The sequence below is a fragment of the Streptomyces sp. NBC_01244 genome, assembly GCF_035987325.1.
Classification (GTDB): domain Bacteria; phylum Actinomycetota; class Actinomycetes; order Streptomycetales; family Streptomycetaceae; genus Streptomyces.
This window is the reverse complement of sequence record NZ_CP108488.1, coordinates 8,761,295-8,786,954: the sequence shown is the minus strand read 5'-3', so window position 1 is coordinate 8,786,954 and position 25,660 is coordinate 8,761,295. Positions and strand designations below refer to the sequence as shown.

General features: G+C 73.6%; 25 protein-coding genes and 2 pseudogenes. 11 read left to right on the top strand and 16 right to left on the bottom strand.

Going from position 1 to position 25,660, the window contains the following annotated elements; genetic code table 11:
* Positions 1-29: 29 nt before the first annotated feature.
* Positions 30-716: a GNAT family N-acetyltransferase gene (locus tag OG247_RS39135; protein WP_250738094.1), complete on the top strand. Its 687-nt coding sequence runs from the start codon at positions 30-32 to the stop codon at positions 714-716.
* Between the two features lie 104 nt (positions 717-820).
* Here OG247_RS39135 and OG247_RS39130 read toward each other — a convergent pair whose 3' ends face one another.
* Entirely contained in the window at positions 821-1,849 is a 1,029-nt protein-coding gene (locus tag OG247_RS39130; RefSeq protein WP_327257788.1) for a TolB-like translocation protein, read from the bottom strand.
* A 259-nt stretch (positions 1,850-2,108) separates the two neighbouring features.
* On the opposite strand from OG247_RS39130, the gene OG247_RS39125 reads away from it, so the two are divergent.
* Complete coding sequence (locus OG247_RS39125) at positions 2,109-3,335, top strand: alpha/beta hydrolase (RefSeq protein WP_327256712.1); 1,227 nt, start codon at positions 2,109-2,111, stop codon at positions 3,333-3,335.
* Here OG247_RS39125 and OG247_RS39120 read toward each other — a convergent pair.
* Entirely contained in the window at positions 3,313-4,818 is a 1,506-nt protein-coding gene (locus OG247_RS39120) for a carboxylesterase/lipase family protein (RefSeq protein ID WP_327257787.1), read from the bottom strand. The two genes, OG247_RS39125 and OG247_RS39120, sit on opposite strands and share 23 nt — an antisense overlap.
* Positions 4,819-4,938: 120 nt before the next feature.
* Here OG247_RS39120 and OG247_RS39115 point away from each other — a divergent pair, with 120 nt between their 5' ends.
* Both OG247_RS39115 and OG247_RS39110 read left to right on the top strand, forming a co-directional pair.
* The gene (locus OG247_RS39115; protein WP_327256711.1) at positions 4,939-5,337 is read left to right on the top strand and encodes a hypothetical protein; all 399 of its coding nucleotides are present in this window, start codon (positions 4,939-4,941) and stop codon (positions 5,335-5,337) included.
* Between the two features lie 171 nt (positions 5,338-5,508).
* Positions 5,509-5,790: a chaplin gene (locus OG247_RS39110; protein WP_327256710.1), complete on the top strand. Its 282-nt coding sequence runs from the start codon at positions 5,509-5,511 to the stop codon at positions 5,788-5,790.
* Between the two features lie 81 nt (positions 5,791-5,871).
* Here OG247_RS39110 and OG247_RS39105 read toward each other — a convergent pair whose 3' ends face one another.
* The 5 genes from OG247_RS39105 to OG247_RS39085 all read right to left on the bottom strand — a co-directional run bounded on the left by OG247_RS39105 (position 5,872) and on the right by OG247_RS39085 (position 9,146).
* Entirely contained in the window at positions 5,872-6,735 is an 864-nt protein-coding gene (locus tag OG247_RS39105) for a tyrosinase family protein (RefSeq protein WP_327256709.1), read from the bottom strand.
* Positions 6,736-6,741: 6 nt separating this feature from the next.
* Positions 6,742-7,128: a tyrosinase family oxidase copper chaperone gene (locus OG247_RS39100; protein WP_327256708.1), complete on the bottom strand. Its 387-nt coding sequence runs from the start codon at positions 7,126-7,128 to the stop codon at positions 6,742-6,744.
* 72 nt (positions 7,129-7,200) lie between these two features.
* Complete coding sequence (locus OG247_RS39095) at positions 7,201-7,734, bottom strand: GNAT family N-acetyltransferase (RefSeq protein ID WP_327256707.1); 534 nt, start codon at positions 7,732-7,734, stop codon at positions 7,201-7,203.
* Positions 7,735-7,751: 17 nt separating this feature from the next.
* Positions 7,752-8,363 carry a trimeric intracellular cation channel family protein gene (locus tag OG247_RS39090; protein WP_327256706.1) on the bottom strand — a complete coding sequence of 204 codons (612 nt, stop codon included), beginning with the start codon at positions 8,361-8,363 and terminating at the stop codon, positions 7,752-7,754.
* A gap of 177 nt (positions 8,364-8,540) precedes the next feature.
* Positions 8,541-9,146 (bottom strand): sigma-70 family RNA polymerase sigma factor, encoded by a 606-nt coding sequence (locus OG247_RS39085; RefSeq protein ID WP_327256705.1) that lies wholly within the window; start codon positions 9,144-9,146, stop codon positions 8,541-8,543.
* An 87-nt stretch (positions 9,147-9,233) separates the two neighbouring features.
* Between OG247_RS39085 and OG247_RS39080 the strand changes: the two genes are divergently transcribed.
* On the top strand, positions 9,234-10,067 hold the full coding sequence (locus OG247_RS39080; RefSeq protein ID WP_327256704.1) for an alpha/beta fold hydrolase: 834 nt from the start codon (positions 9,234-9,236) through the stop codon (positions 10,065-10,067).
* 72 nt (positions 10,068-10,139) lie between these two features.
* Here the strand turns inward: OG247_RS39080 and OG247_RS39075 are convergent, their stop codons facing one another.
* The 3 genes from OG247_RS39075 to OG247_RS39065 are packed head-to-tail and all read right to left on the bottom strand — an operon-like array spanning position 10,140 to position 13,470.
* On the bottom strand, positions 10,140-11,264 hold the full coding sequence (locus tag OG247_RS39075; protein ID WP_327256703.1) for an acyl-CoA dehydrogenase family protein: 1,125 nt from the start codon (positions 11,262-11,264) through the stop codon (positions 10,140-10,142).
* Complete coding sequence (locus tag OG247_RS39070; protein WP_327256702.1) at positions 11,261-12,475, bottom strand: acyl-CoA dehydrogenase family protein; 1,215 nt, start codon at positions 12,473-12,475, stop codon at positions 11,261-11,263. Before OG247_RS39070 ends, OG247_RS39075 begins: the two co-directional genes overlap by 4 nt.
* Positions 12,472-13,470: an NADPH:quinone oxidoreductase family protein gene (locus OG247_RS39065; protein ID WP_327256701.1), complete on the bottom strand. Its 999-nt coding sequence runs from the start codon at positions 13,468-13,470 to the stop codon at positions 12,472-12,474. The genes OG247_RS39070 and OG247_RS39065 overlap by 4 nt, the downstream gene beginning before the upstream one ends.
* A 246-nt stretch (positions 13,471-13,716) precedes the next feature.
* Here OG247_RS39065 and OG247_RS39060 point away from each other — a divergent pair, with 246 nt between their 5' ends.
* The 3 genes from OG247_RS39060 to OG247_RS39050 all read left to right on the top strand — a co-directional run bounded on the left by OG247_RS39060 (position 13,717) and on the right by OG247_RS39050 (position 16,580).
* Complete coding sequence (locus tag OG247_RS39060; protein ID WP_327256700.1) at positions 13,717-14,901, top strand: hypothetical protein; 1,185 nt, start codon at positions 13,717-13,719, stop codon at positions 14,899-14,901.
* Positions 14,902-14,965: 64 nt separating this feature from the next.
* Positions 14,966-15,865 carry an SDR family oxidoreductase gene (locus OG247_RS39055; protein WP_327256699.1) on the top strand — a complete coding sequence of 300 codons (900 nt, stop codon included), beginning with the start codon at positions 14,966-14,968 and terminating at the stop codon, positions 15,863-15,865.
* A gap of 112 nt (positions 15,866-15,977) precedes the next feature.
* On the top strand, positions 15,978-16,580 hold the full coding sequence (locus OG247_RS39050; protein ID WP_327256698.1) for a TetR/AcrR family transcriptional regulator: 603 nt from the start codon (positions 15,978-15,980) through the stop codon (positions 16,578-16,580).
* A gap of 44 nt (positions 16,581-16,624) precedes the next feature.
* Here OG247_RS39050 and OG247_RS39045 read toward each other — a convergent pair.
* Positions 16,625-17,600, bottom strand: a pseudogene (locus OG247_RS39045) (GlxA family transcriptional regulator); the annotation flags it as partial.
* A 428-nt stretch (positions 17,601-18,028) separates the two neighbouring features.
* Here OG247_RS39045 and OG247_RS39040 point away from each other — a divergent pair.
* Positions 18,029-18,831, top strand: a pseudogene (locus OG247_RS39040) (hypothetical protein).
* A 7-nt stretch (positions 18,832-18,838) separates the two neighbouring features.
* Here OG247_RS39040 and OG247_RS39035 read toward each other — a convergent pair.
* Together OG247_RS39035 and OG247_RS39030 are read right to left on the bottom strand one after the other, a co-directional pair.
* A complete protein-coding gene (locus OG247_RS39035; RefSeq protein ID WP_327256697.1) occupies positions 18,839-19,672 on the bottom strand; it encodes an enoyl-CoA hydratase/isomerase family protein in 834 nt (277 codons plus the stop codon).
* A gap of 23 nt (positions 19,673-19,695) precedes the next feature.
* Positions 19,696-20,460, bottom strand: coding sequence for a PIG-L deacetylase family protein (locus OG247_RS39030; RefSeq protein WP_327256696.1), 765 nt, complete (start codon positions 20,458-20,460; stop codon positions 19,696-19,698).
* A gap of 18 nt (positions 20,461-20,478) precedes the next feature.
* Here OG247_RS39030 and OG247_RS39025 point away from each other — a divergent pair, with 18 nt between their 5' ends.
* Both OG247_RS39025 and OG247_RS39020 read left to right on the top strand, forming a co-directional pair.
* Complete coding sequence (locus OG247_RS39025) at positions 20,479-21,300, top strand: MBL fold metallo-hydrolase (RefSeq protein ID WP_327256695.1); 822 nt, start codon at positions 20,479-20,481, stop codon at positions 21,298-21,300.
* A gap of 84 nt (positions 21,301-21,384) precedes the next feature.
* Positions 21,385-21,897: a DUF3887 domain-containing protein gene (locus tag OG247_RS39020; RefSeq protein ID WP_327256694.1), complete on the top strand. Its 513-nt coding sequence runs from the start codon at positions 21,385-21,387 to the stop codon at positions 21,895-21,897.
* A gap of 23 nt (positions 21,898-21,920) precedes the next feature.
* On the opposite strand, the gene OG247_RS39015 is transcribed toward OG247_RS39020, so the two are convergent.
* The 3 genes from OG247_RS39015 to OG247_RS39005 form a co-directional block, all read right to left on the bottom strand.
* Positions 21,921-23,252 (bottom strand): alpha/beta fold hydrolase, encoded by a 1,332-nt coding sequence (locus tag OG247_RS39015; RefSeq protein WP_327256693.1) that lies wholly within the window; start codon positions 23,250-23,252, stop codon positions 21,921-21,923.
* Between the two features lie 206 nt (positions 23,253-23,458).
* Positions 23,459-24,457 carry a phosphotransferase family protein gene (locus tag OG247_RS39010; RefSeq protein ID WP_327256692.1) on the bottom strand — a complete coding sequence of 333 codons (999 nt, stop codon included), beginning with the start codon at positions 24,455-24,457 and terminating at the stop codon, positions 23,459-23,461.
* Between the two features lie 68 nt (positions 24,458-24,525).
* On the bottom strand, positions 24,526-25,611 hold the full coding sequence (locus OG247_RS39005; RefSeq protein WP_327256691.1) for an S-(hydroxymethyl)mycothiol dehydrogenase: 1,086 nt from the start codon (positions 25,609-25,611) through the stop codon (positions 24,526-24,528).
* Positions 25,612-25,660 lie beyond the last annotated feature (49 nt).

Genomic DNA, 25,660 nt, shown 5'->3' with positions numbered 1-25,660 from the left:
CCCCACCGCCTAGAAGGACCGAAGGCTCCGTGCCCGTACCCGTACTCCTCGCCGGCCGCTCCGTGCGGCTTGAGCCCCTCGCCCCCCACCACACCGAGGCCTTGGCCCTGGCCGGGGCCGAGGATCGTACGACTTACGCCTTCACTCCCGTACCCCACGGGTTGCAGGCGTCACACGAGTACATCGACCGCGCCCTCGCTGATCAGGCAGCGGGTCGATCGCTCCCGTTCGCGGTGGTCAGAGCCACCGACGGTCGGGTGGTCGGTTCGACCCGGTTCCTGGAACTCGACTACTGGCAGGGGCCCCTGGTGTGGCCCGCCGTGCCGGGGGTCCCGTTCGGCGATCCGGCGACGGCGATCCCCGATGCCGCCGAGATCGGCAATACCTGGCTGTCCCCGGCGGCCCAGGGCACCGGCATCAACACCGAGGCGAAGCTGCTCATGCTCCGCCATGCCTTCGAGACCTGGGGGGTCCGGCGGATCTCGCTGCGCGCGGACGCCCGCAACGGTCGCTCGCGCGCCGCGATGGAGCGGCTCGGGTTCACCAGCGAGGGGGTCCGCCGGGCCCATTCGCGGGGCCTGGACGGCGCCGTGCGCAGTACGGCCTTCTACTCGATCCTCGACGAGGAGTGGCCGACCGTGCGGTCGGTCATCGAGCTGCGGCTGTCGGCCGCGGCGCAGCGCAAGCGGCGCCGCAAGACGCTCATCCCGGCGTAACGGTCCTTCTCCGAAGATCCGTACGCCCGGCTCCCGATCCCTCTCCGGCCTCTCCCCCGCCTCTGCCTCTGCCCTGCCCCTGCCCCGCCTCCGTCTTCCCGGTGTCAGCCGAGGAAGGCGGGGGCGAGGGCCGAGGTCATCAGCCGGGCCGGGGCCCCGCCGCCGTCGGCGGGCAGGGAGTACAGGTCGGCGCCGAAGTCCCCCGGCAGCGAGTAGACGACGGTCCTGTCGTCGGTCCACACCACCTGGTCGTCCACGCTGCGCTCCTCGGCCAGCGGGGCCTCGGCCATCGTGGCGAGGTCCAGGACGTGGAGGCGCCACGGCGCGTCCGGTGACAGGCCCGCCACCCGCTTCTTGAACACCAGCCGGGTCCCGTCGGGCGAGAGGGACGGGCATTCCAGGTTCTCGCGCAGTGTGGTCACCGTGCGTGCCGCCAGGTCGCCGCGGACCAGGTGGGTCCGGCCGCCGGTGGCGAGCGTCGCGTAGAAGGTGCGCTCGTCGGCGGCGAAGGTGACCCCCCAGAAATTGACGTCCGCGTTGCGGTACGTCTTGCCGTCCTTGTGGATGGTGAACTCCTCCAACGAGGCGTCGTACGTCCCGCTGCGCAGGTCCAGCAGCGAGGTCCGGGTCGAGAAATTCGTACCGGCGTACGAGTCGCCGCCCACGAAGACCGTCCAGGCGACGAGGTGGCCGCCGGGCGATACCCGGGCCCGGGTCGGGATGCCGGCCAGCGGGCGGGAGTCGACTTCCTTCAGCCTGGCGTCGAGGACCACCGCCTCGTAGCCGTCCTGCACCCCGCGCTTGTCGGCCTGGAGGCAGACCCCGGTGCCGGCGGCGGCGTGGAAGCGCAGGCAGCTGACCCCGGAGGCGGTACGCGGACCTTCGGGCGCTCCGGCCGCCGCGGTGGCGAGCTCGTCGCGGTGGGGGCCCCAGGCCATGTTCCGGAACACGATCCGCCGGCCGCCGTCACCGGCCGCGAGGGACACCGGGCCGGGGGTGATCGACGGCCCGCCGGCCTGGACCCGGTTCTTCTCCTCGGCGTGCGAGGAGGCCCGCAGGACGGCGAGCGCACCGATGACGGCGAGCAGGACCACGCCGGAGACGAGGATCAGGATCCGGCGCTGGAGGGGCATTCCGGACACGGGCGTTACCTCCGGGCAGGGGACTGGGGCGGCGCGGAGGTACCGTACCGACCGGCCTGTGCGGAGGCCAGGGATAGTCGGCGAACAGACCGGAACTCGGCACACCCTTCTCGCGCCGGGCAACGCGCTCCCCTCCGGAACCCCAAGAGACGTAAAAATCGGGAACCCGTGGGCACGTACGCTCATCTTTCGATCGAAAGCAGTCCCACTCCGCCCCGACGGGGCAGCACCAGCCGGAGAGCAACCGCACATGTCGCACGCACCCGACGGACAGCAGCAGCCGTACCGCTCGGAAGGGCCCTACCAGCAGCAGCCCTACGGCGAGCCGTACGGACAGCCGTACGACCAGCAGTACGGACAACCGTACGGACAGCCGCTTCCGCCGTCCCCCGGGGAGCCGCGCCGGCCGTCCCGGGTCCGGCGGTGGGTGATCGCGGGTGCCTCCGTCCTCGCCCTCGCGGCCGTCGCCTCGCTCGTGATGAACCACTACGAGATACCGCCCTTCACCGACAAGGGCGAGTCCGTCTCCTTCGGACAGCTGCCGCCGTCCGGCTCCGCCGGGGGCGACACCGGTGGAGCGGCGGTCGCCACGCCGCCGCCGAACTCGAAGATGTCGATGCCCACCGGCCCGGCGGCCGACTTCAAGAACTCGATGACCCTGTCCGACGGCACGCACGTCGCCGTCACCACACTGACCGGCAAGAAGTCCGGATTCAAGGGCAAGGTCTGGGTGTGGGCGCCCAAGGAGTACAACGACCCGAAGTTCGCCAAGAGCGGCTTCCCGGTCATGATCGCGCTGCCCGGCGGCGCCGGTTACCCGAACAACTACTGGATGGGCACCGACCTGGGCCTCCAGAGCAGCATCAGCAAGTGGTACTCCCAGGGGAAGAGCAAGCCCTTCATCCTGGCCATGCCGGTGCTGAACCCGGGCCCGGACGACAAGGGCGTCTACTGGGACGGCTCCGACATCCCCGGCCAGCCCAAGATGGGCACCTGGCTGACCGACGACGTCCCGGACCTGATGCGGGCGAACTTCCGCACGATCAAGTCCCGTGACGGCTGGGCCTACATGGGCTCCTCCACGGGCGGCTTCGCCAGCCTGAAGGCCGTGCTGAAGCACCCGGAGAAGTTCAAGGCCGCGATCTGCTCCGGCCCCGACATCGTCCCCGACTCCTCCCTGTGGAAGGGCCACGACAAGGAGAAGGCGGAGAACAACCCCGAGCTGCTCGCCAAGGCGCTGATCGGCAAGAAGGGCAGCCCGGACGTCTACCTGGCCTTCCAGGTCGGCACCAACGAGAGCAACAAGAACACCCTGCCGAACGTGCAGAAGTTCATCGCCGACTACGGCAAGGGGCCGATCCACACCAACCTGAGGATCATCCAGGGCGGCCGGCACAACGCCAAGACCTACGTGCCCAACATGGGCGAGGGACCGATCCAGTTCATCAGCAAGGTCATGGAAGGACCCGTCGAGTAGTCGCCGCGCCGACCCGCACCGGCTCCGCCCCCGCCGGCTCCTCGCGCCCCGGCCCGCCGAACGTCCTCGGCGGGCCGTCGCCGTTCCAGGGCGCCCAGCCCGGGTCCCCGTCGACGGCGAAGCGCACCCAGGCCCCGTGCATCTCCCCGGCCAGTTCCTGCGGAGCGTCCGGCCCGGCAAGCCAGGACGCCTCGGGTACGTCCAGGGTGTCGAAGACGAAGCCCAGTTCCAGGGCGTGGCAGGACCCGAGGCCGGCGACCCCGGACGGCCACGCGAACTCGTACACGAAGCTCGGCGCGCTCCGCCCGGCCGCACCCGCCAGCACGCGCAGCGGATCGCGCAGCAGCCGGTCGGTGAGCAGGTGGCCGAGGAGGTCGGCCGGTCCCGCGCCGGGCCGCTCCGCGCGCAGCGCCCGTACGGCGGCCCGGTCCTTGCCGGACCGGATCCGGCCCAGGGCCACGGACAGCGGCCCCAGGCGGTCGAGCAGCCGCATCGCGCCGGTCGGGGCCAGCCACAGCCGGTACTCCTCGGCGGTCCAGCCCAGCAGCAGCGCTACGTCGCCCCGCGCGGCCGCCGCTTCGAGCGGATCGAGCGGCAGCGTCTCCGGGTCGGCGACCAGGCCGAAGGCGGGGCCGCCCAGCAGCGGTGAGGAGCGGCGCAGTACGGCCGCCTGGGCGGCGAGCAGATCGGGCAGGGCGGCCCGGGTGAAGGCCTCTGCGGTCGCCGGCACCTTGAGCAGTGCGGCCATCCGCCGGACCATGGTGCGCACCTTGTCCCGCGGCAGCGCCTCGGGGGCGCCGCTCTGCAGGACGGCCTGGTGGAAGAGGCCGGCGGCGCGGGGTGCGGCGAGCAGGGCGCCGACGCTGATGGCTCCGGCGGACTCCCCGAAGACGGTGACACGGGCGGGGTCGCCGCCGAAGGCCGCGATGTTCTCCCGTACCCAGGCCAGGGCGGCGATCTGGTCGAGCAGCCCGCGGTTGGCGGGGGCGTCGGGGAAGAGGCCGTAGCCGAGGACGCCCAGGCGGTAGTTGACGGAGACGAGCACCACCCCGTCGCGGGCGAAGGCGGAGCCCTCGTAGACGGGCACGGCCGAGGAGCCCCGGGTGAGGGCGCCTCCGTGGATCCACACCATGACCGGCAGCCGGGCCCCGGACATCTCCTCGCCGAGGGGGGCGGGGGTCCACACGTTGAGGTTCAGGCAGTCCTCCCCGGGGACCTCGGGGTCCGGCAGCAGCGCGGCGAAGGCCTCGGGGTAGGGCACCTTGGGCGCGGTGGGGCCGTACGCACCCGCGTCGCGTACGCCGTCCCAGGCCTCGGGGGGCTCGGGCGCGGCGAACCGGAGGGCTCCGACGGGCGGGGCGGCGTAGGGGATGCCCCGGAAGACGGCGATGCCGCCCGGCCCGGTCCTTCCCTCGACCTCGCCGTGGGTGGTCCGGACCCGGGGACGGGGGCGGTCCGGGGTCTCGCTCGCCGCTGCGGCCATCACGTCCTCCAAGTGTCGGGGCTCCTGGGTGTCGGGGCTCCGCGCCGGTCGCACGGTCGCACAGGCATGCGCGGGGTGACAAGGCGTGACCCCGCCGGGGGCGCGCCGGGTTGGGCGGGCATGCGATCCCTGTCTCTCCCCCACACCATTCGGAGCCTCGTCCGGGCCGGATCGGTCCCCGTCCTGCTGCTGGCGGCCACGGCCACCGCCGGAGCGGCGGCCGGCGGCAGCGCGTACGCCGCCGACGGCCCGTCCGCCGCCCTCGGGACCCCGACGGCCATCGGGCCCGCCTTCCAGTACCTGGGCACGGACGACCGCCCGCACGGCATCGACTCCCCCCGGGGCTGCGTGGAAGCCCTGGGCGGCGGCGGGCGGGCGGTGACGAACAAGACCGGGCGCTCGGTGGCCCTGTACCGGGAGCCGGGCTGCGTGGGCACCCCGGTGGAGGTGCTGGCGCCGGGAGCGGTCAAGCCGGTGTCCCGGTACTTCTCCTCCGCCCGCTTCTCGGCCGGCTCGTAGGCCGGAACCCTCGTGGTTCGAAATCGGCAGGTGGTCGGGGACCACGGAGCGGTCAGAGATCACCGGCGGCTCAGCGACCGTGACCCTTGGGCGCTCTCCGCGTTGTATGCCATGTCAAACGCCGCAACTTCTGTTTCCTGCGGCACCCACGTTCCTCTCTAGGAGATCTTGATGTCGCGTATCGCGAAGGCATTCGTCATCACCGCTGCCGCCGGTAGCGCCCTGGCCGCCGGTGCGGGTCTGGCGGCTGCCGATGCCGGAGCGCACGGTGCGGCGGTCGGCTCCCCCGGTGTCCTCTCGGGCAACCTGCTCCAGGTTCCGGTGCACGTCCCGGTCAACGTCTGCGGCAACACCGTCAACGTGATCGGCCTGCTGAACCCGGCGTTCGGCAACACCTGCATCAACGCCTCGGGCGGCGGCGACCACCACACCGAGGGCAACTACGGCGGCTGAATCGCCTGGTGACCCGAAGGGCCCCCGCCGTACGGCGGGGGCCCTTCCTCGTGTCGTCGGGCCGGCCCCGCCCGCCGGGGCTCACTCGTAGCGGTAGAGGCCCTGGTGTCCGAGCATCTCGCGCGGGGTGACGTCCCACGGCGGCATCGGCTCGTCGAGGGCGATCACCCGGCCGCGCTGGAGGTCGCCGAGCGCGAGCGGGGCGGCGGGCAGGTAGCCGGAGGCCGGGTGCCGTTGCTGCCAGCGGTCCCAGAGCAGGTCCACGAAGGCGTGGTGCAGCCAGAACGCGGGGTCGTTGGGGGCCGTGCCGCCGGTCATGTGGCCGCCGATCCACTGGTGCACCTTGTTGTGGTTGCGCCACTTCTCGCTCTTCGGGGCGGCCCAGCCCTCCAGTTTGTTGCGGAAGCCGCCGCGCCCGGCCGTCGAGTCCCAGGGGGAGCTGTCGTACAGCGGGTCGTCGATCGCCCACTTGAGCTCGGCCGGGGTCGGCAGGCTGATCGGGTTCTGCGGCCGGCCCAGGTTGCGGGTGAGGAAGGCGGCCTCCGTGATGCCGACCGTGACCGTCCAGTTGCCCTTGCCGTAGGCGAACGGGCCGGTCATCACCTGGCGGTCGCGCTCCCGGCCGGTCCCGCCGAGGAAGTCCTCCGCCCACAGGGAGGAGGCCGGGCTGGTATCGGTGGTCCAGTCCCAGTACGGGATGGTGACGCCCGCGTCGACGCTCTGGAGCTGGCGTTCGAACTCCAGCAGGTAGCGCCGGTGCCAGGGGAAGAAGGACGGCGACATGTGCCCGACGCGCAGTTTGCGGTCGCGGTCGGGGACGAAGTACTTGTCGTGGGTGCGGACGAACGCGTCGTAGGTCCCGTTGCGCTTGAGCTCGATCACGGCCGCCGTGAAGCGCTTCTTCTGCGCGCTGGTCAGGTTCTTCTGGTTCTGTCGGGTGTACACGCCCTGCTACTCCTGTCCCCCATGGTGCGCGGCGGCGAACGCCAGCTGGGTGGTGCCCAGTTCGTCGACGGCCGCGCGGGCGAGCTCCAGCGGGGTCGCGTAGGACTGGAAGTGGTTGATCCCGCTCAGGTACGTGCCGTCGGAGCGGCGCATGACGTGCAGGGCACGGCCGTCGATGCGGACACTGGTCCCCGCCGGGTCGACGGCGATGTGCCGGCCGCGGTACGTCTCCTCGCCCGCCGGGATCAGCGGGGCCGGTGTGAGGGTCTGCCGCGGACGGCGGGCGCGCAGTACGGGGGCCAGCGCCGCGGCCGTGCCGGCGAACACGGCCGCGGTGAAGGCGGTACGGAGGACCGCGCGGCGGGTGAGTGGTGCGCCTGGTGCTGCGTACATACGGTCTCCCTCGCTCGGTGGCCGGTGGCTACGGGTCTAACGCGGCGCGGCGGGCGAGGTCACCGGGGACACCTACTCCTGTTCGGTGTGTTTGTAGTAGAGGGTGGTCGCCACCAGGCGGCCGGCCGGGTCGGCGGCGTAGTCGGGGATGGAGCCGGCCTCGGTCCAGCCGGCGGCCCGGTACACCCGCTCGGCCGCGCTGCCGCTCTCGGTGTCGAGGAACAGCAGCACCACCCCGGCGCGGGCCGCGGCGGCCTCTGCCTCGGCGAGGAGTGCGCGGCCGGTGCCGCGGCCGCGGGCTTCGGGGTGGACCATCAGCTTGCGGACCTCGGCGCGGTGACGGCCGTTGGGCTTCGTCTCCCGGCTCCAGCTGACGGTGCCGTCGATCCGGCCGTCCGGCCCCCGGGACACCCACAGGGCGAGGGAGCCCTCCTCGACGGCGGGGCGCAGGGAGTCCCACCAGGCGGCGGCCTCCCGGTGGTCGAGGTCGGCGAGGAAGCCGATGGAGGAGCCCCCGCGCACGACGGCGAGGAGCAGCGCGGCGAGCTCCTCGCGGTGTGCGGCCAGGGCGGCGGCATCGTCGATCCGGGTGAGGGAGGGGTTCATCCGACCGAGGATAGGGATCAGGCGGTGGTGCGCCGGAGCCGGGGCAGGTGCAGATCGCGGAAGATCGCGGTCATGCGCAGGGCGAAGACGAGGCCGGCCGACACGACGATGTCGGCGGTGTCCGGGACACCGGCCCAGTGCAGGCCGAGGTAGGACAGCGCCCCGGCGAGGGCGGCGGTCGCGTACACCTCTTCGCGCAGGAGCAGCGGCGGGAACTCTCCGCAGAGCACGTCGCGGACGACCTCGCCGGTGACGCCCGTCAGGACGGCCAGGATGAGTACGGCGACGGGGGTGACGTGCGCGTCGATCGCGGCGCGGGCGCCGATCACGGTGACGACGGCGAGGCCGACGGCGTCCACGACCATGAGCGCGCGCTGCGGGAGCTCCCAGCGGCGCAGGTAGAGCATGGTGGCGACGGCGACGGACCCGATGAGGACGAGCAGCAGCCAGTCGTGCGTCCAGTAGAGCGGGTGCCGGTCGAGGATGAGGTCACGCAGGGTCCCGCCGGAGATGCTGGCCGCGAAGGCGAGGACGAGCCCGCCGAAGGGGTCCATGTCGGCGCGGTGCGCGGCGAGGACGCCGGAGGCGGCGAAGGCGGCGATGCCGAGGAGGTAGAGGGCGTGCAGCATGGCGCCTCCTTCGAGGGGGCGGAGCGGGGGGACCCGTAGAGGCTGCCGGATCCGCCCGGGCGCCCGCATCGGCCGTTCGGCCAGGACGGCGGTGCGGTCAGGACGGCCTTGTGGCCAGGGCGGCCTTGTGGATGTGGCTCCGGGCCCCGCCCGGGCTCGCGCCCCCGGCCCGGCCCGTCAGGCGCCGTCTCCGAGCCGGTCGCGCTGGATCCGGTGTGCGAGGGTGCGGCGCACGGAGGCCGGGGTGTCCGTGGTGGCGGCCCCCGAGGGGACGTCGAGGCCTCGGCTGATCGCGTCGTAGGCCTCCCGGTAGGCGGCGGGCAGCTCCTCGCGGTGCAGCCTCAGATCCTCCTCGACGAGGCGTCGCAGCTCGTCCACGTCCCGGGGTGTGAACCGCTTCTTCCCCCGGGCGACCGCATCGACGTGGCGGGCGCAGCGCGCGGTGTCCGGGTACGCCTCGGCGATCTCCTCGGCCAGGCCCCACAGGCGCCCTTCGAGCCACGGCGCGTCGCCCTGGTCGAGGGAGAGTCCGACCGGCGGGAGCGGCTCCTGCTGCTTGTACTTCGCCACCTGCTTGGACACGGCCGGCTGGCTCATCGCGGTGAGCCGGGCGATCTTGTCCTGCGTCCAGCCGAAGCCCGTGAACACCTTGATCATCTCGGTGCGCAGCTTGCGCATCTCCTCACCCGCGCGGATGACCTCGTTCATCTCCGCGAGCATCCGCCCGGCCTGCTCCTCCGTCAGCGACTCCGGGATCCGGCGTACACCCTCTTCACCTGTCATAGCTCGGTTATACACCGGAACCGCGCTACGGCGGCAGGTAACCATAACCGGGTTGTACAACCCGGTTATGGATGGCAGGCTGCACCCATGCCCACCTTTTGCGCACCCGATGGCACCCGGCTCGCCTACCGCACGATCGGCGACGGCGGCGGCGAACCGCTCGTCTGCATCCCCGGAGGCCCTGCGGATTCCCGGTACCTCGGCGACCTCGGCGGCCTGTCCCTGCGACGCCGGCTGATCCTCCTCGACCTGCGCGGCACCGGCCGGTCGGCGGTTCCCGAGGACACCGCCTCCTACCGCTGCGACCGGCTCGTCGAGGACGTGGAGGCGCTGCGCGAACACCTCGGGCTCGCCCGGACGGACCTGCTCGGCCACTCCGCCGGGGCGAACATCGCGATGGGGTACGCGGCCCGGTACCCCCGCAGCGTCGGCAAGCTCGCCCTGATCGGCCCCGGCACCCGGGCCGTCGGGATCGAGGTCACCGGCGACACGCGGCTCGCACTCGCACGGCTCCGCGAGGACGAGCCCTGGTTCCCGGCGGCGTTCGCCGCCCTGGAGGCCGTCTGCGCGGGCACGGGCGGCGACTGGGAGGCCCTCGCCCCCTTCTTCTGCGGCCGGTGGGACGACGCGGCACGCGAGCACCACGCCGCCGGCCTGCCGGTCAACCGGGAGGCCGTCGCCCGGTTCGGCGCCGACGGGGCCTTCACCCCGGAGACCACCCGGGCGGCGCTCGCCTCCTTCGCGGCGCCCGTCCTGCTGCTCACCGGGGAGTTCGACCTGAACAGCCCCCCGCGCTCGACGGCCGAGCTCGCGGGACTGTTCCCCCAGGCCACCGTCTCGGTGCAGCCCGGAGCGGGCCATTACCCCTGGGTCGACGATGCCGGACGGTTCGCCGCGGCCGTCGACGCGTTCCTGGGGTAACGACCCGCTCGGCGCCCGGGTCGTCTCCTTCGGATCTTGTCGGTCAGGTCCGCGAGATCCGAAAGAGACGGCCTAAGGTGCCGGAAGCTCCGCGAAGTCCGCGACCAGGCCCCGGTGGTGGCCGGCCGTGCCCAGGGCCAGGGAGTCGGCCTTGGCCCGCTTGAGGTGGAGGTGTGCGGGGTGCTCCCAGGTCATGCCGATGCCTCCGTGGAGCTGCACGCACTCCTCGGCGGCCCTGACCGCCACGCCCGAACAGTAGGCCTGGGCCACCGCCACCGTGAGCGGCGCGTCGGCGGCGCCGGTCGCGAGGGCGTCGGCCGCGGCGCGGGCCGCCGCGCGGGCGGAGGCCACGTCGAGCCACAGCCGGGCGAGGCGGTGCTTGAGGGCCTGGAAGGAGCCGAGGGGGCGGTTGAACTGGTGGCGGGTGCGCAGGTACGCGACCGTCTCCGTCAGGCACCACTCGGCGGTACCGAGCTGCTCCGAGGCCAGCAGTCCGGCTCCCGAGAGCAGTGCTCCGGCGATGGCGGCGCGGACGGTGGCCGGGTCGGCGAGCCGGATTCCGGTGGCTCCGTCGAAGGTGACGCCGGCCAGGGGCCGGGTCAGGTCCAGTGCCACGAGCGGGGTCCGCGAGACCCCCGCCGCGTCGGCCGGGACGGCGTACAGCCCGGTGTCGGCGAGGACCAGCAGCACGTCGGCGCAGACGGCGTCGGCGACCGATGTCACGCTCCCGCTCAGCGACCCCGCGCCGGAGTCCCGGACCGGCGCCGGCAAGGGTGCGCCGGGGGCCAGGGTCAGGGGCAGCGCGGGCACGCAGATGCGGCGGCCCGCGGCGAGCTCCCGTAGGAGGTCCGCGGACTCCGCGCTCTCACAGCCGAGCAGGATCTCCGTCGAGAGGACCGCGCTCGTGAGGTACGGGACCGGCGCCGCGGCCCGCCCGAGCTCCTCCAGGACCACGGCCGCCTCCCGGTGGCCCGCCCCCTGTCCGCCCAGCTTCTCCGGTACCAGGAGCCCCGCCGTGCCGATGTCGGCGGCGAGCACCCGCCACAGACCGGGGTCGTGGGGGCTGCCGCCCTCGATCCGGCCGAGGACGGCCGCGGGGGCGCAGCGGGCGGCGAGCAAGGACCGTACCGCCGTACGGAGTTCCTCCTCCGCCTCGGAGTACAGCAGGTCCAGCGGGGCTGCGGCGGGAGAGCTCATCGGGCCAGGTCCTTCCACGCGAGGTCCTTGTCGTCGCGCGGCTCGGCGGGCAGGCCGAGGACGCGTTCGGCGACGATGTTGAGGAGGATTTCGCTGGTGCCGCCCTCGATGCTGTTGCCCTTGGCGCGCAGGTAGCGGTAGCCGGCGTCGCGGCCGGTGAAATCGACGATCTCGGGGCGGCGCAGGGTCCAGTCCTCGTACAGCAGGCCTTCCTCGCCGAGGAGTTCCACCTCCAGCCCGCTGATCTCCTGGTTGAGGCGGGCGAAGGTCAGCTTCATGCCCGAGCCCTCGGGGCCGGGCTGGCCCTGGGCGAGCTGCTGGCGCAGCCGCTCCCCTGTCAGCCGGGCCACCTCGGCCTCGACCCACAGTTCCAGCAGCCGCCCGTGCAGGTCGTGCGTGCGCAGCTCGGGGCGCTCGCGCCAGGCGGCGGCGACCGGGGCGATCATGCCGCCCTCGCGCGGGATCCGCATGCCGCCGATGGAGACGCGTTCGTTCATCAGGGTGGTGCGGGCCACCGCCCAGCCCTGACCCACCTCGCCGAGGCGGTGGGCGTCGGGGATCCGGACGCCGGTGAGGAAGACCTCGTTGAACTCGGCCTCCCCGGTGATCTGGCGCAGCGGACGCACCTCGACCCCGGGGGCGGTCATATCGCACAGGAAGTAGGTGATGCCCTGGTGCTTGGGCAGCGCCGGGTCGGTGCGGGCGATCAGGATGGCCCAGCGGGCGGTGTGGGCGCTGGAGGTCCACACCTTCTGGCCGTCCACCACCCAGTCTCCGCCGTCCCCGTCCCCGTCCCCGTCCGCGCGAACCGCGCGGGTGCCGAGAGCGGCCAGGTCGGAGCCGGCGCCGGGCTCGCTGAAGAGCTGGCACCACACTTCCTCGCCGAGCCACAGCGGGCGCAGGAAGCGCCGCTTCTGCTCCTCGGTGCCGTACGCGAGGATCGTGGGCGCGGCCATGCCGAGGCCGATGCCGATCCGGCGCGGGTCGTTGTCGGGGGCTCCGGCGGCCTCCAGCTCGGCGTCCACGACGGCCTGCAGGGAACGGGGCGCACCGAGTCCGCCGAGGCCTTCGGGATAGTGCACCCAGGCGAGTCCGGCGTCGAACCGGGCCCGCAGGAACGCTCCGCGTGCGGTGGCGCCCGGCGGGTGTGCGGCGAGCAGTTCCCGTACGCGGGCGAGCAGTTGGTCGGCGGTGAGCGCGGCGGCCGTCATCGGGAGCCCCCTGCGGGGGAGCCGGGCAGCGTGGCGTCCAGGCCCGGTACGACGACCAGCCGGCCAGTGGTGGTCCCGTCGGCGAGGCGCTGCACGGCGTCAGCGGCTCCGGCGAGCGGTACCCGTTCGCTGACCAGCGGTTTGATGGAGCCCCCGGCGGCGAGCCGGGTGAGCTCGGCGTGGCAGGCGGCGATCGCGGCCGGGTCCTTGGCGGCGTACAGGCCCCAGTGGAGGCCGAGGATCGCGTAGTTCTTGACGAGGGCGTGGTTCAGCGCGGGCGCGGGGATGGTGCCGCTCGCGAAGCCGACCACGATGATCCGGGCCTCGAAGGCCACGCACTTGGCCGAGGCGGTGTAGGCCTCGCCGCCGACCGGGTCGTAGACGACGTCGGCCCCGCGTCCACCGGTGAACTCTTTGACGCGGGCCACCAGTTCCTCGCTGGTGCGGTCGATGACGAGATCGCAGCCGAGCTCCTCGGCGACGCGCGCCTTGGCCTTGCCGCCGACGACCCCGATGACGGTGGCTCCGGCGGCCTTGCCGAGCTGGACGGCCGCGCTGCCGACCCCGCCGGCGGCGGCGTGCACGAGGAGGGTCTCGCCGGCCTGGAGCCGGGCCCGGCGGTGCAGGCCGAACCAGCCCGTCTGGTAACCGATGTGCAGGGCGGCCGCCTCGGCGTCGTCGAGGGTGTCCGGGGCGGGGAGCAGGGCGCGCGCGGGGGCGGTGACGTACTCGGCGAAACCGCCGTGCGGCAGGCTCGGGTTGGCGATGACGCGGCGGCCGTCCTCGGTCTCGCCGCAGATCTCGACGCCGGGGGTGAAGGGGAGCGGCGGGCGGATCTGGTACTGGCCGCGCACGAGCAGCGCGTCGGGGAAGTTGACGTTGGCGGCGAGCACCTTGAGCCTCACCTCGCCCTCGCCGGGGACCGGTTCGGGAACCTCTTCGAGGCGCATGGCCTCGCGGGGCTCGCCGGGGGTGTGTACTCGCCATGCCTGCATCCGGGGCCTCCAGCCGCCGACGGGAACCGCGCCTCGCGGGCATACTAAGCGGTCGCTTGCACCCATGGGAACCAGCGGGAGTCCATGGGAACGAGTCGGTCCGCAACGACACGCGCCGACCCGGTCACATCCCGCCCCCTTTCGGGCAACATATGACACGCGCACGTCACGAACAGACATGACTGACGGGCACGGGGACCCCGCCGTCCGGGCGGGGCGTTTCGCACATCCTGGGGGAAGCACCACATGAGCAGAAGCATGTCCGCGGCCGGAGCCGCCGTCGTCCTGGCGGGCCTCATCACGGCTGCCGCTCCGGCCTCGGCCGCGCCGGCCGCGCACTCGACCACCGCCCCGGCGGCCGCCTCCGCCGCCGCCACGTGCGTGCCGGACGTCGTCCGACTGCCGGCCCTGCCCTCCGGCCCCTGGACCTCCGGGGTCGTGAACGGCCTCGGAGCGGACGGCCTCGCCGTCGGCGAGAGCCTCGGCCTCCCGGCGTACTGGACCGCGGACCACGCGGTCCACGCCGTCCCACTGCCGGCCGGCTTCCAGAACGGCAGGGTCACGGCCGTCAACGCCAAGGGCCTGATGGTCGGCACCGTGGAGCGCTCCTCGGACCGCGCCCGCGCCGCCTTCACCTACCGTCCGGGGGACACGGCGGTACGGTTGCTGACCGGCGCCGCGACCGGCACCGACGCGGCGGACGTCAACGACGCGGGCCGGGTCGTCGGCATGGACGCCGGCACCCCGAAGGAATGGGCGAACGGCACCGTGGTCCGCGAACTGCCGGTGCCCGAGGACGCTCACCCCAGCACCCGGATCGTGGCGGTGGACGGCATCAACAAGCGCGGGGACGTGCTCGGAACCGCCCACACGGAGTACGAGGACCTGGAGAACGACCGGATCGTCAGCAAGACCTTCCCGGTGGTCTGGCCGGCCGGTGGCGGCTACCCGCCCTACAGCCTGCCCGTCTGGAACGAGACGGACTGGACGACGGGCACCCAGGCGAGCGGCATCGACGACAAGGGCCGGGTCGTCGGATTCGAGGCGGAGAGCTACCGGGACCTGCGGCGCCGGACCCCGGCCCTCTGGAAGAAGCCGTACGACGCGCCGCCCGCCGCCCCCGGACTGGTCACCGGCTACGAGACCCTGACCTTCGAAGCCATCAGCCCGACCACGAACGTGACGGTCGGCACCGCCGCCACCTTCGTCGAGGGCTACGCCCGCTACGTGCAGGCGGCCTACTGGCCGGGCACGGGCACCCCGCTCGTCCTCCCGAACCCGGCGGGCGCGGGCGCCGACGTCAACACCGAGGCCCATGCCGTCTCGGACGACGACCGGGTGGGCGGCTCCTTCCGCGATCTGACCATCTTGGCGGACAGCCCGATGATCTGGACCTGCGCGAGCAAGCAGGCGTACGCCCCCAAGAAGTAGCGGGAAGCAACTGCCCCCGGCACGGCCATGGTGATCTCGGCGCCCCCACGCTATCGATGGGCGCATGGAGACCCCCACGCGCGGCCTGCCCGCGCCGCCCCCGCTCGGTTCCGCCGCCCTGCCGCCCGGCACGTTCACCGGCCGGGCGGTGCTCGTGACCGGCGGCGGGACCGGGCTGGGCAAGGCCATCGCCACCGAGTTCGTGCGGCTCGGCGCGGATCTGGTGATCGCCGGCCGGCGGATCGAGCAGTTGAAGGCGGCCCAGGAGGAACTGGCGGCCGTGCCCGGAGCGGGCCGGGTGACGGCCGCCGTCTGCGACATCCGCGACCCCGAGCGGATCGCCGAGGTCTTCGACGCGGCCGGGGCGGCCTTCGGCGGGGTCCCGGACGTGCTCGTCAACAACGCGGCCGCCAACTTCCCCTGCCCGGCGGAGGACTTGTCGCCCAACGCCTGGCGGGCGGTGGTCGACATCACCCTGACCGGCACCTGGTTCGTGACCCGGGAGTTCGGCCGCCGCCACCTCGCCGCGGGCAGCGCCGGGTCCATCGTGAACATCGGCGCCTCGTACGCCTGGACCGGCGGGCCGGGATACGCGCACAGCGCCGCCGCCAAGGCGGGGGTGAAGAACCTCGTCGAGACCCTCGCCGTCGAGTGGGGCCCGTACGGCATCCAGATCAACGGCCTGGTCCCGGGGCTCTTCCCGCACGCGGACATGACCGAGGACGTCCGGGGCGGCCTGGAGCGGGCCGCCCCGGACGACAAGGACTCCCGGCAGCCCGCCCTGCGGGTCGGCGCGCCGCGCGAACTGGGCTGGGCCGCCACCTTCCTGGCCTCCCCATACGCCCGCTTCATCACCGGCCACACCCTGGTGGTGGACGGGGCGAACTGGCAGCGGCGCTCGCTCGTCAACCCCGAAGTGGTACCGGTGCGCGACCAGTTGGGGCGCGGACCGTTCACTCCGTGACGCGCCCGCGCCGACCTCCCGGACGCGGATGGCACGATACGCCTTCATGGCAGGGCACGACACAGTGCGACCGTGTGGCACATTGGCCCCGGCTACCCCTGGAGGTGTTGCGGTGAGCACGGCGAGTACGCGCCGCCCGTCGTTGACGGAGCGGCGCAGGGAGACCACGCGGTACGAGATCGCGGAGGCCGCGGCCGCACTGTTCTCGGAGCGGGGGTACGAGGCCACGACGGTCGACGACATCGCGCGGGCGGCCGGCATCTCGCTGCGCACCTTCTACCGGTACTGCCCGACCAAGGAGGACGCGCTGACCCCGGTCCTCACAGCCGGGGTCGCCACCCTGGTCGAGGAGCTCGCCCTGCGCCCCGCGGCGGAGTCCCTCACCGAGGCCGCGCAGGCCGCCTTCACCATCGCGACGGCGGGCGCGCGCTACGAGGAGCCCGGGCAGACGGTCCGTCTCATCCAGGTGATGAGCCGCGTCCCGGAGATCCGCCTGCGCTGGCTGGCGGCCGCCCGCGCGATGCAGGACCGCCTGGTGCCGGTCCTCGCCGTCCGTACGGGCCGACCCGAAGCCGCCCTGGAGACCCGCCTGTTGGCGGCCGTACTCATCGACGCGGTCACCGTCGCCCTCGAGCACTGGGCCGCCGAAGGCGGCCTGGAACCGCTCCCCGCGGTCTCGGCCCGCGCCCTCGCCCTGCTGCGCCTGGAGGAGTAGCGGGGTCCGGTGGCCGGCGGAGGGGCGCGGGTCGGGACTCGTCGGCTGAAGCTGCGGCGGTAGGTGTGCGGGCTGACGCCGGTGGTCTTCTTGAACCGGTCGCGGAAGGCGGTGGGCGAGCCGAAGCCGACTTGGGCGCCGATCCGTTCGACGGAGTGCCGGGTGGTCTCCAGAAGGTGCTGGGCCCGGCGGATGCGGGCCCGGTGGAGCCAGCCACTGGAGCGGGGTGGTGCCGGTCTGGTCCCGGAAGCGGCGCATCAGGGTCCGGGTGCTGGTTCCGGCACGGGCGGCGATCTCGGCGAGGGAGAGATCGGAGCCCAGGTTGCCCTGCAGCCCGACCAACAGCGGCTCCAGGGTCGCCCCTGGGGGGTGGGCGCGTCATCGCGGACGATGAACTGTGCTTGTCCGCCCTCGCGTTCCGGGGGCATGACGGACAGGCGGGCGGCGTCGGCGACGGCGACGGCAACGGCAACGGCAACGGCAACGGCAACGGCGACGGCCGAACCGTAGTCGCGCCGAATCATGTGCAGGCACAGGTCCAAGCCCGCGGCAGCGCCGGCCGAGGTGAGGATCTGGCCGTTGTCGACGTACAGGACGTCCGGGTCGAACTCGATGTCCGGGTGCGTGGCGGCCGGCAGGTCCGCCGCGATCCAGTGGGCGGTGGCCCGCAGACCGTCGAGGAGCCCGGTGGCGGCCAGGGGGAAGGTGCCCGAGCAGACGGAGACGATGCGCGTGCCGTTCGCGGCAGCCGCGCGCAGCGCCTCCCGGACGGCGGGGGCGAGCGGGGCCGCGGGGTCGGCGGTACCTGGAACGATGATCGTGTCCGCGGCTTCGAGTCCTTCCAGTCCCCAGGGCGCGCAGGGTGAAGGCCCCGGCATCGATCTCCGGCAGCTCGGCGCAGACCCGGATCTGGTAACCGGGGCGTCCGTCCGGGAGGCGGGTGCGGGTGAAGACCTCGATCGGGGTGGCCAGATCGAAGGGGATCACCCGGTCCAGCGCGAGGACGGCAAAGGTGTGCATCAGCGGCACCGGGGGCCTGGGGCTGCGCGCCACCGCCGCCCTCGATCCCCGGCGCGGGGGCCTGAGCCTGCTCCCGGGCGCCTCGGGCCGCGTGGGCGAACCCGGCGAGGTCCCCGACCTCGACGCGGGGCCGGGGAACGGCAGCAGGACGAGTTCATCCCCGGGCTGCCCACCCTGTTGAAGGCGGCGATGGTGCCCGCCGGCTTCTGACCACGCCTCCCGCCCCGCCCCTCCCCCGAACCTCACCCTCACCACCGCACACGTACGCAAGGAAGAACAGCAGCGTGTCCGTAGAGGCGTCTGGGACCTGTCCGTCTCCACCCCCATCGGCAGGATCAAAGCCGTGGTCGAACTCGTCCGGGAGGACGGTGTCCTGACCGGGTCCGCCCACGGGGCGGGTGTCAGTGGTCCGGGGCACCATGGACCGCATGTCCCACGCTGATCCGACCCTTGACCGGTGGCGCTCGTTCACCCTGCCGGACGTCCGCCGGTTCGCCCGGGAAGCCGCCGAACTGGTGGGCGGCCGGGTGAGCCTGATGGATGCCGTCCCGCACCTCGGCGCGCCCCTCCACCGCGTGTTCGTCGAGCGGGACGGGCGGGAGTTCGCCCTGATCCCCGGGGGACGGTCCGCCTCGGCTTCGACCTGGACGCCTGGGAGCCGACCCCGGAGCAGACCGCCGACTTCGAGGAGAGCCTGGCCGAGGAGTTCGGGTACGGCCCCGATCTCAAGGCGCACCTGGCCGAGTTGCTGAGCCCGCCCCGGACCGTCACCCTGGCGACGGTGTTCATGGCCGTGGCGAACGAGCCGCTCACCGAACGCCCCGCCGACATGCCCGCCGTACTCGCGGGGCGCGGGCTGCGGTTGCCCGGCGCCGACGAGTGGGAGCACGCCTGCGGGGCCGGGGCGCGCACCCTCTTCCGGTGGGGCGACACCTGCCCGATCGGCGAACCGTCCTACGGCGGCGGCGCGGGCGGGCCGCGGTGCGAGCCCAACGCCTTCGGGCTGCGCATCGCCTACGACTCCTACGCCGCCGAGATCAGCGGCGACCCGGGCGCCGTGCACGGCGGGGACGGCGGCGAGTCCGTGTGCGGTGGGTACGGGGACCTCTGGGCCTGGCTGACGCTGGCCACGGCGAACCGCAACCCGGCGATGGCCGAGTTCGTGTACGGCCCGGAGGGCGAGTCCGCGTGGGAGGCGTTCTCCGTACGGCCCGTGCTCGGCCTCCGGTGACCCGCCCTCAGCCTCCGGTGAAGTGCGGGGGCCGGCGCTGCGCCTTGGCGGTGTAGCCCTCGCGGGAATCCTCCGAGGTGAGGGTGAGGGCCGCCGTCATCGCCACGCGGTCGAGGGCCGCGGGCAGGGCGGCGTCCGCGTAGGAGTCGATCGCGCGCTTGATGCCCTGGACGGCGAGCGGGGCGTTGGCCGCGATCTCCGCCGCGAGCGCGCGGGCGACCTTCTCCAACTCTCCGGTCGGCACGACCTGTTGGACGAGGTTCAGGCGCTCCGCCGTCCGGGCGTCGATGCGGCGGCCGGTCAGCGCCAGGAACTTGGCCCAGCCTGCGCCCGCCTCGCGGGCGATGCGCAGGTCGCCGCCCGCGTCCACCGCCACGCCCAACTGGGCTTCGGGCAGGGCGAAGAGGGCGTCCTCGGCCGCAACCCGGATGTCGGCCATCAGGGCCAGCTCGAAGCCGAAGCCCAGGCAGTAGCCCTGCACCGCGGCCACGACGGGCTGCGGCAGCCGGGCCAGGACCGCGAAGCGTTCGTGCACCCAGCGGATGCCCTCGTAGTAGTTGCGGTTGCGTTCGGCCGCCGAGGCCCCGTTGATCGCCCCGCCCGGGGCCGTCACGTCGATGCCCGCGCAGAAGGCCCGGCCCTCGGCCCGCAGCAGGACCACGCGCACGGCGGGGTCGAAGCGGATCCGGTCCGCCAGCAGGCCGAGCTGGCGCGTGGACTCCCAGCTCCAGCCGTTGAGCTTCTCCGGCCGGCAGAGGGTGAGTTCGGCGATCCCGTCCGCGACGTGCAGACGGATGCGTTCCTCACCCTCCGCGATTTCCGTGCTCAGGGTGTCGATCACGCGGACACCTTAGGGCGGTCCGCTCAGCGCGGGAAGACCTCGAACGGCACCGCCGGACGGCCCCCGAACCGGGCCGCCGCCTGCTGGGCGTAGCCCGTCAGGAAGGAGCGTACGTACGTCTCCGGGTCCTCTTGCGTCAGCGCCGCGATGTACGCCTTGTGTTCCATCAGGGACTTCACCGAACGCTCCATCCCGGGGCCCGCGTCGGCCGCGTGCGTGGGCGTCGTGGTGCCTGACACCGCCACCCAGCGCACCCCGTTCCACGGCTCCAGGCCCTGTTCCGTGAGGAGTTCGGGGAAGATCCAGCGGTTGCCCGCGTCGCCCGCCGCGTCCAGGGTGGCCCGGCCGACCGCCTTGTGGTCGGGAGTGTTCCAGTAGCCGCCGCCCTCGGCCCCGCCCCAGGTGTCGCGGTGGTTCATCGTGATCACCAGCTCGGGGCGGTGGCGCCGGATGGCGGCCGCGATGTCCCGGCGCAGCTCCAGGCCGTACTCGAGGACGCCGTCGCGGTGGTCGAGGAACTCCACCGTGGGCACCCCGACGACGGCCGCGCTCGCGCGCTGCTCCGCCTCGCGCAGCGGGGCGCACGCGGCGGGGTCGATGGTGTCGATGCCGGCCTCGCCGCGCGTGGCGAGCAGGTAGACGACCTCGCGGCCGCCGTCCGTCCAGTCGGCGATGGCCGCGGCACAGCCGTACTCCAGGTCATCCGGGTGCGCCACGACGGCCAGCGCACGCTGCCAGTCGGTGGGCATGGGCTCCAAGGGCGGGGGCCCGTCCAGTCGTTGGTTCATACGTCGCACAATAGGCGCATGGACACTCAGGGGCAGGTGGTGGCCCTGCTCGACGCCAGCGGGTCGTTCTTCGAGCCCGCGGCCACCGCGTTCCCGGGGGCGGGCGCCGCGGCCTGGGAAGGCGCCGCGCTGCTGGATCCGGGCGCGGCCGGGCCCGGAGGTTCCTGGCGGCTGGACTTCCGGTGCTTCGCCGTGTCCCGGCCGGGCGGCCGCTGGGTGCTGATCGACGCGGGGGTCGGCCCGGCCCGGGGCCCGGCGGCCGGCTGGGCCCCGGTCCCGGGCCGGCTGCCCGCCGCGCTCGCGGAGGCCGGGATCGCCCCGGCCGATGTGGAGTCGGTGGTCCTGACGCACCTGCACGAGGACCACACCGGCTGGACTCAGGACGAGGCCGGGCGGCCGTTCTTCCCCGATGCGCGGTACCTCGTACAGAGCGCGGAAGTGGCGGCCCTGGACCGGGCGGATCCCGTGTGGGAATGGACGGTCGGCCCGCTGCGGGCCGCCGGACGGCTGCACGAGGTGACCGGGGAGTACCGGCCGGCTCCCGGCATCACCCTGCTGCCGACACCCGGGCACACGCCCGGCCACCAGTCGGTGCTGGTGGAGGGAACGGCCGGGCCCGGCGGCGGGGGCCGGGGCCGGGACGTGCTGGTCACCGGGGACGTACTGGTCCACGCCGTGCAGCTGGCCGATCCGGCGGTCCCGTACTCTCACGAACGCGACCGGGCCGCCGCCCGCGCCTCGCGGGAGGAGCTCCTGTCCCTGGCCGTCCGGCGCGGCGCGCTGCTGGCCACCGCCCACCTGACCCGGGCCTTCGTGGAGCCGCCCGGCCCGGGTCGTTGAGCACCCTCACCACCGCCCGCGGCCGAGGTGCGACCGCTCGGGGGGCGCCCTAGCATGAAAGATGGCGTTCCCGAGGAGGAAGCCATGCTCCCGCTGTCAGACAAGCACCTCGCGCGTGGCCCGAAGCGGCGGCTCGTCCGCTTCGTTCGGCTCCTGCCCGCGGCCGTACTGGCCTCCGGCGTCCTGCTGCTGGCGAACGGCGCCCTGCCCGCGGCGGCCCAGGTCCGCGCCCCCGCGGAGGTCACTGCCCCGGCTGTGACGGCCCTTCCGGGGCAGGCCGATGACGAGCGGCTCGCACTCGACGCCCTCGACGAGGTGGTGCGGGGCGACTTCGCCGCCGTCTCGGCCCGCTTCGACGAGACGCTCCGCCACCAAGCGTCTCCCGAGGCGCTCGCACAGTCCTGGAAGGACTACCAGGAGCAGTACGGGCCCTACCGGTCGCACGGGGACCCCCGGCAGGTCACGTCCGTCCACGGGTCCGTGGTGAACGTGCCCCTGCACATGGAGAACGGGACCGGAGAGTTCCGCGTCACCGTCAACGAAGGCGGGCGCCTCATCGGCCTGTTCTTCCTCCGCACGGGCATCCCGGTCCCGTAACTCCCCTGGTTTCAGGGGGGAGCTCAGGCCTCGTCGCGTACGAGCGCCAGCAGCCGGTCCAGGACGCGCGGGCCCGAGGCACGTACCCCGTCGTGCTCGAACTCGTCCGTCACCCAGGTCTTCAGGCCGCGGATCGCCCGGGCGGTGGCCAGGGAGTGCGCGGTGTCCACGTACATGTCGTCGTGGTAGACGGCCGCGGCCACCGGCACCTCGTTGACGGCGAGTCGCGCCGGGTCGTACAGCGGGGTCCAGCCGGTGCGGGCCAGCAACAGCTCGGCGGTCTCGCGCAGCGGGGCGAGCGCCGGGTCGCAGTCGAAGTGCCAGGGGTGGATGGTCTCGCCGGTGAAGTACAGCGGCTCCACGCCCGCGAGGGTCTTCGCGGCGTCGAACCGCGGGTGGCCGGAGCGGACCCGCTCGGCGGCCCAGCCGATGGGAGCGCCCGGGTCCTGGGCGTAGATCGCCTCGTGGATCAGAGCGTAGAGGGGGTGCCCGGCGAAGGAGAGCTGGCCGTGCACGGCCTCCACGAAGGCGTCGGAGAGGGCGGGCCCGTCCGGAGTGGGGACGAAGGCGTCCTCCAGCAGGTAGTGCAGTTGGTGGCTGCCGTCGGAGACGCCGAGGAGCAGACCGAGGGACTGGAAGGCCTCGGCCGTCAGCAGGTACCCGCCGGGGAGTTCGGCCGGACGCTCGACGAGGTGGGCGGCGATGCGGCGGGCCCGCTCCACGTCCATGGGGTAGCGGTCGTAGTGCGCCCGGTTCTTGCGCTCGACACGGGGGTACGCGGCTTCGTACACCTCGGCGGCGGTGGCGTCCAGGGAGGGCAGCCCGCCGGTGATGAGGGCGGCGGACAGCCCCTCGGGGGCGGCGCCCAGGTAGTGGGTGACGCAGAAGCCGCCGAAGCTCTGGCCGAGGACCGTCCAGGGCGCGCCGCCGGTGAGGAGCGGGCGGATGGTCTCGGCGTCGCGCACGATGGAGTCGGCCCGGAAGTGGGCCAGGTACTCGGCCTGCTGCGCGGGGCCGCCGCGCAGCGGCAGGGTCTGCCGGTTGACGGGGGTGGAGCGGCCGGTTCCGCGCTGGTCGAGCAGGAGCACCCGGAACTCGGTGAGGGCCCGCTCGAGCCAGGCCTGTCGGCCGATGAACCGGCGGGCGCCGAAGCCGGGTCCGCCCTCCAGGTAGAGCAGCCAGGGCAGCGACTGCGGATCCTTGCCGGTGGCGACCAGTTCGCGCGCGTACAGGTCGATCCGCTCGCCGTCGGGGCGGGCGTGGTCGAGGGGGACGCTGAAGTGGTGGTCGGTGAGGACGACACCGGGCTGGCGGTAGCCGGCGGCGGCCGCGATCTCGGAGGGAACGGGGTTCACGGGGGTCACGGGAGGTCCCAGGGGTCGGCGCGGTGCGGTGGTGTGCGCGGCAGCCGTCCCGGGGCCGGTGGGTGATGACGAACCGGGACGACGGGCCCGCCCGAGCTTACGCGAGGGCCCCGGCCTGGGGCGGGGCCCCGAGGCCCCGCCCGTACCGGACTCCGGGCCCCCCGCGGCCCACCGCCCGCACGCCGTGACGGCCGGCTTCAGCGGGCGTGGCGCCACCAGTGGCGCCCGACGATGAGCTCCTCCAGCGAGCGGAGCCTGTCCGCGGCCATGCGCGCGTGGACATCGGGGCGTTCCAGTGCCACGCGGAGATCGGCTGCGAGGTGGGTCGCTTCGCGGACCTCGCAGCCTGCCCGGAGGGTGTCGGGAGAGGTCCCCGTCGCACGGGCGACGACGTCGAGGACGGCCTCCATGTGCGGGCCGCTGAACCGGATCAGGAAGAACCAGTCGTCGACCGGATCCCCGAAGCGGGCCCATTCGAAGTCCAGCAGGGCCGTCACGCTCCGGCCGTGCGCGAGCCAGTTGTCCCAGTGGCAGTCCGCGTGGACCGGGACGACCGCACGGGCGTGCGGCGGCGCGTCCCGCGCGATCGCCCGCAGTCCGTCGAGCAGGCGGGACGGTACGGTTCCGTGCCGGTCGCGATCGGCGAGGCCCTCGATCTCGGCGAAGAACGCGGCCCGACCGGTGAACCCTCCGTGGTCGAGGGTTTCCCTCAGCGTCCGGTCGGCCCGGCCCTCGGGCGCCCAGGCGTGGAGCCGGCCGAGCCGCTCGACCGCCTCCTCGGCCAACACGCACGCGGTCGCCCCGTCCACGCCGGGCATGCCCATGCCGGGAGCCCTCCCCGGCACGCGGGTGTAGCAGGCATAGCGGACGTCGCCCGTCTCCAGCCGGTGGATCCCGCTGTCGAGCAGCGGGGCCGTGAGGCCGGCGGGCAGGTGGGGTGCGAGCGCGATCTCCCTGTTCAGCCGCGTGTGGGAGGACGCATCGATGAGCTTCACGACCACGTCCGGGCCCACGTACACGTGGTGGGAACCGCTCGCGGCGGTGGCCATGGGGCCGGGATCGCGTCCCAGGGCCGCCGCCGCGATGGCGCGAGCGGCGGCGTGGGCCTGCCCCGGGTCGGCCATCGGTTCGCGGGCGGTCAGAGGCCCGTCGGTGGTCATGGGTGCTTCGGTGGTCAGAGATCCGTCGATGGCCATAGGTCCTTCGGCAGTCAGAGATCCGTCGGCGGTCAAAGGTCTGTCGGCGGTCAAAGGTCCGCCGTCGGTCAGAACTCGACCACCGAGCGGAGGACCTCGCCACGCTCCATGCGCGCGAAGGCCGCCTCCACCTCGTCCAGGGCGATGCGCTCGGAGACGAACGCGTCGAGGTCGAGCCGGCCTTGCAGGTAGAGGTCGATGAGGAGCGGGAAGTCCCGCTCCGGCAGGCAGTCCCCGTACCAGGAGGACTTCAGGGCACCGCCGCGCCCGAAGACGTCCAGCAGCGGGAGTTCGAGCCGCATCTCCGGCGTCGGGACCCCGACCAGTACGACCGTGCCGGCCAGGTCGCGTGCGTAGAAGGCCTGCTTGTACGTCTCGGGGCGGCCGACGGCCTCGATGACCACGTCCGCGCCGTTGCCGCCGGTCAGCTCCTGGATCGCCTTGACCACGTCCTCGGAGCCGCCGTTGACGGTGTGCGTGGCGCCGAGTCCCCGCGCCCACTCCAGCTTCCGGTCGTCCAGGTCCACGGCGATGATGCGAGAGGCTCCGGCCAGCTTGGCCCCGGCGACGGCGGCGTTGCCCACTCCCCCGCAGCCGATGACGGCCACGGAGTCACCGCGCCCGACGTTGCCCGTGTTCAGGGCGGCGCCCAGGCCGGCCATCACCCCGCAGCCGAGCAGCCCGGCGGCGGCCGGCGAGGCGGCCGGGTCCACCTTGGTGCACTGGCCGGCGGCGACCAGCGTCTTCTCGGCGAAGGCTCCGATGCCGAGCGCCGGGGAGAGCGGGGTGCCGTCCTCCAGCGTCATGGGCTGGGTCGCGTTGTGCGTGGCGAAGCAGTACCAGGGGCGGCCGCGCTTGCAGGCCCGGCAGCTCCCGCACACCGCGCGCCAGTTGAGGACGACGAAGTCGCCGGGCGCCACGGAGGTGACGTCCGGGCCGACCGATTCGACGACCCCGGCCGCCTCGTGGCCGAGCAGGAAGGGGTACTCGTCGTTGATCCCGCCCTCCCGGTAGTGCAGGTCGGTGTGGCAGACCCCGCAGGCCTGGACCCGTACGAGCGCCTCGCCGGGGCCCGGGTCGGGCACGAGGATCGTCGTGGTCTCCACCGGTGCGCCCTTGCTCCGGGCGATGACCCCTCGTACGCGATGCGTCACGTGCTACCCCGATCTCGATCACTGTTCCGTCGACTGCACCGGAGGCGCC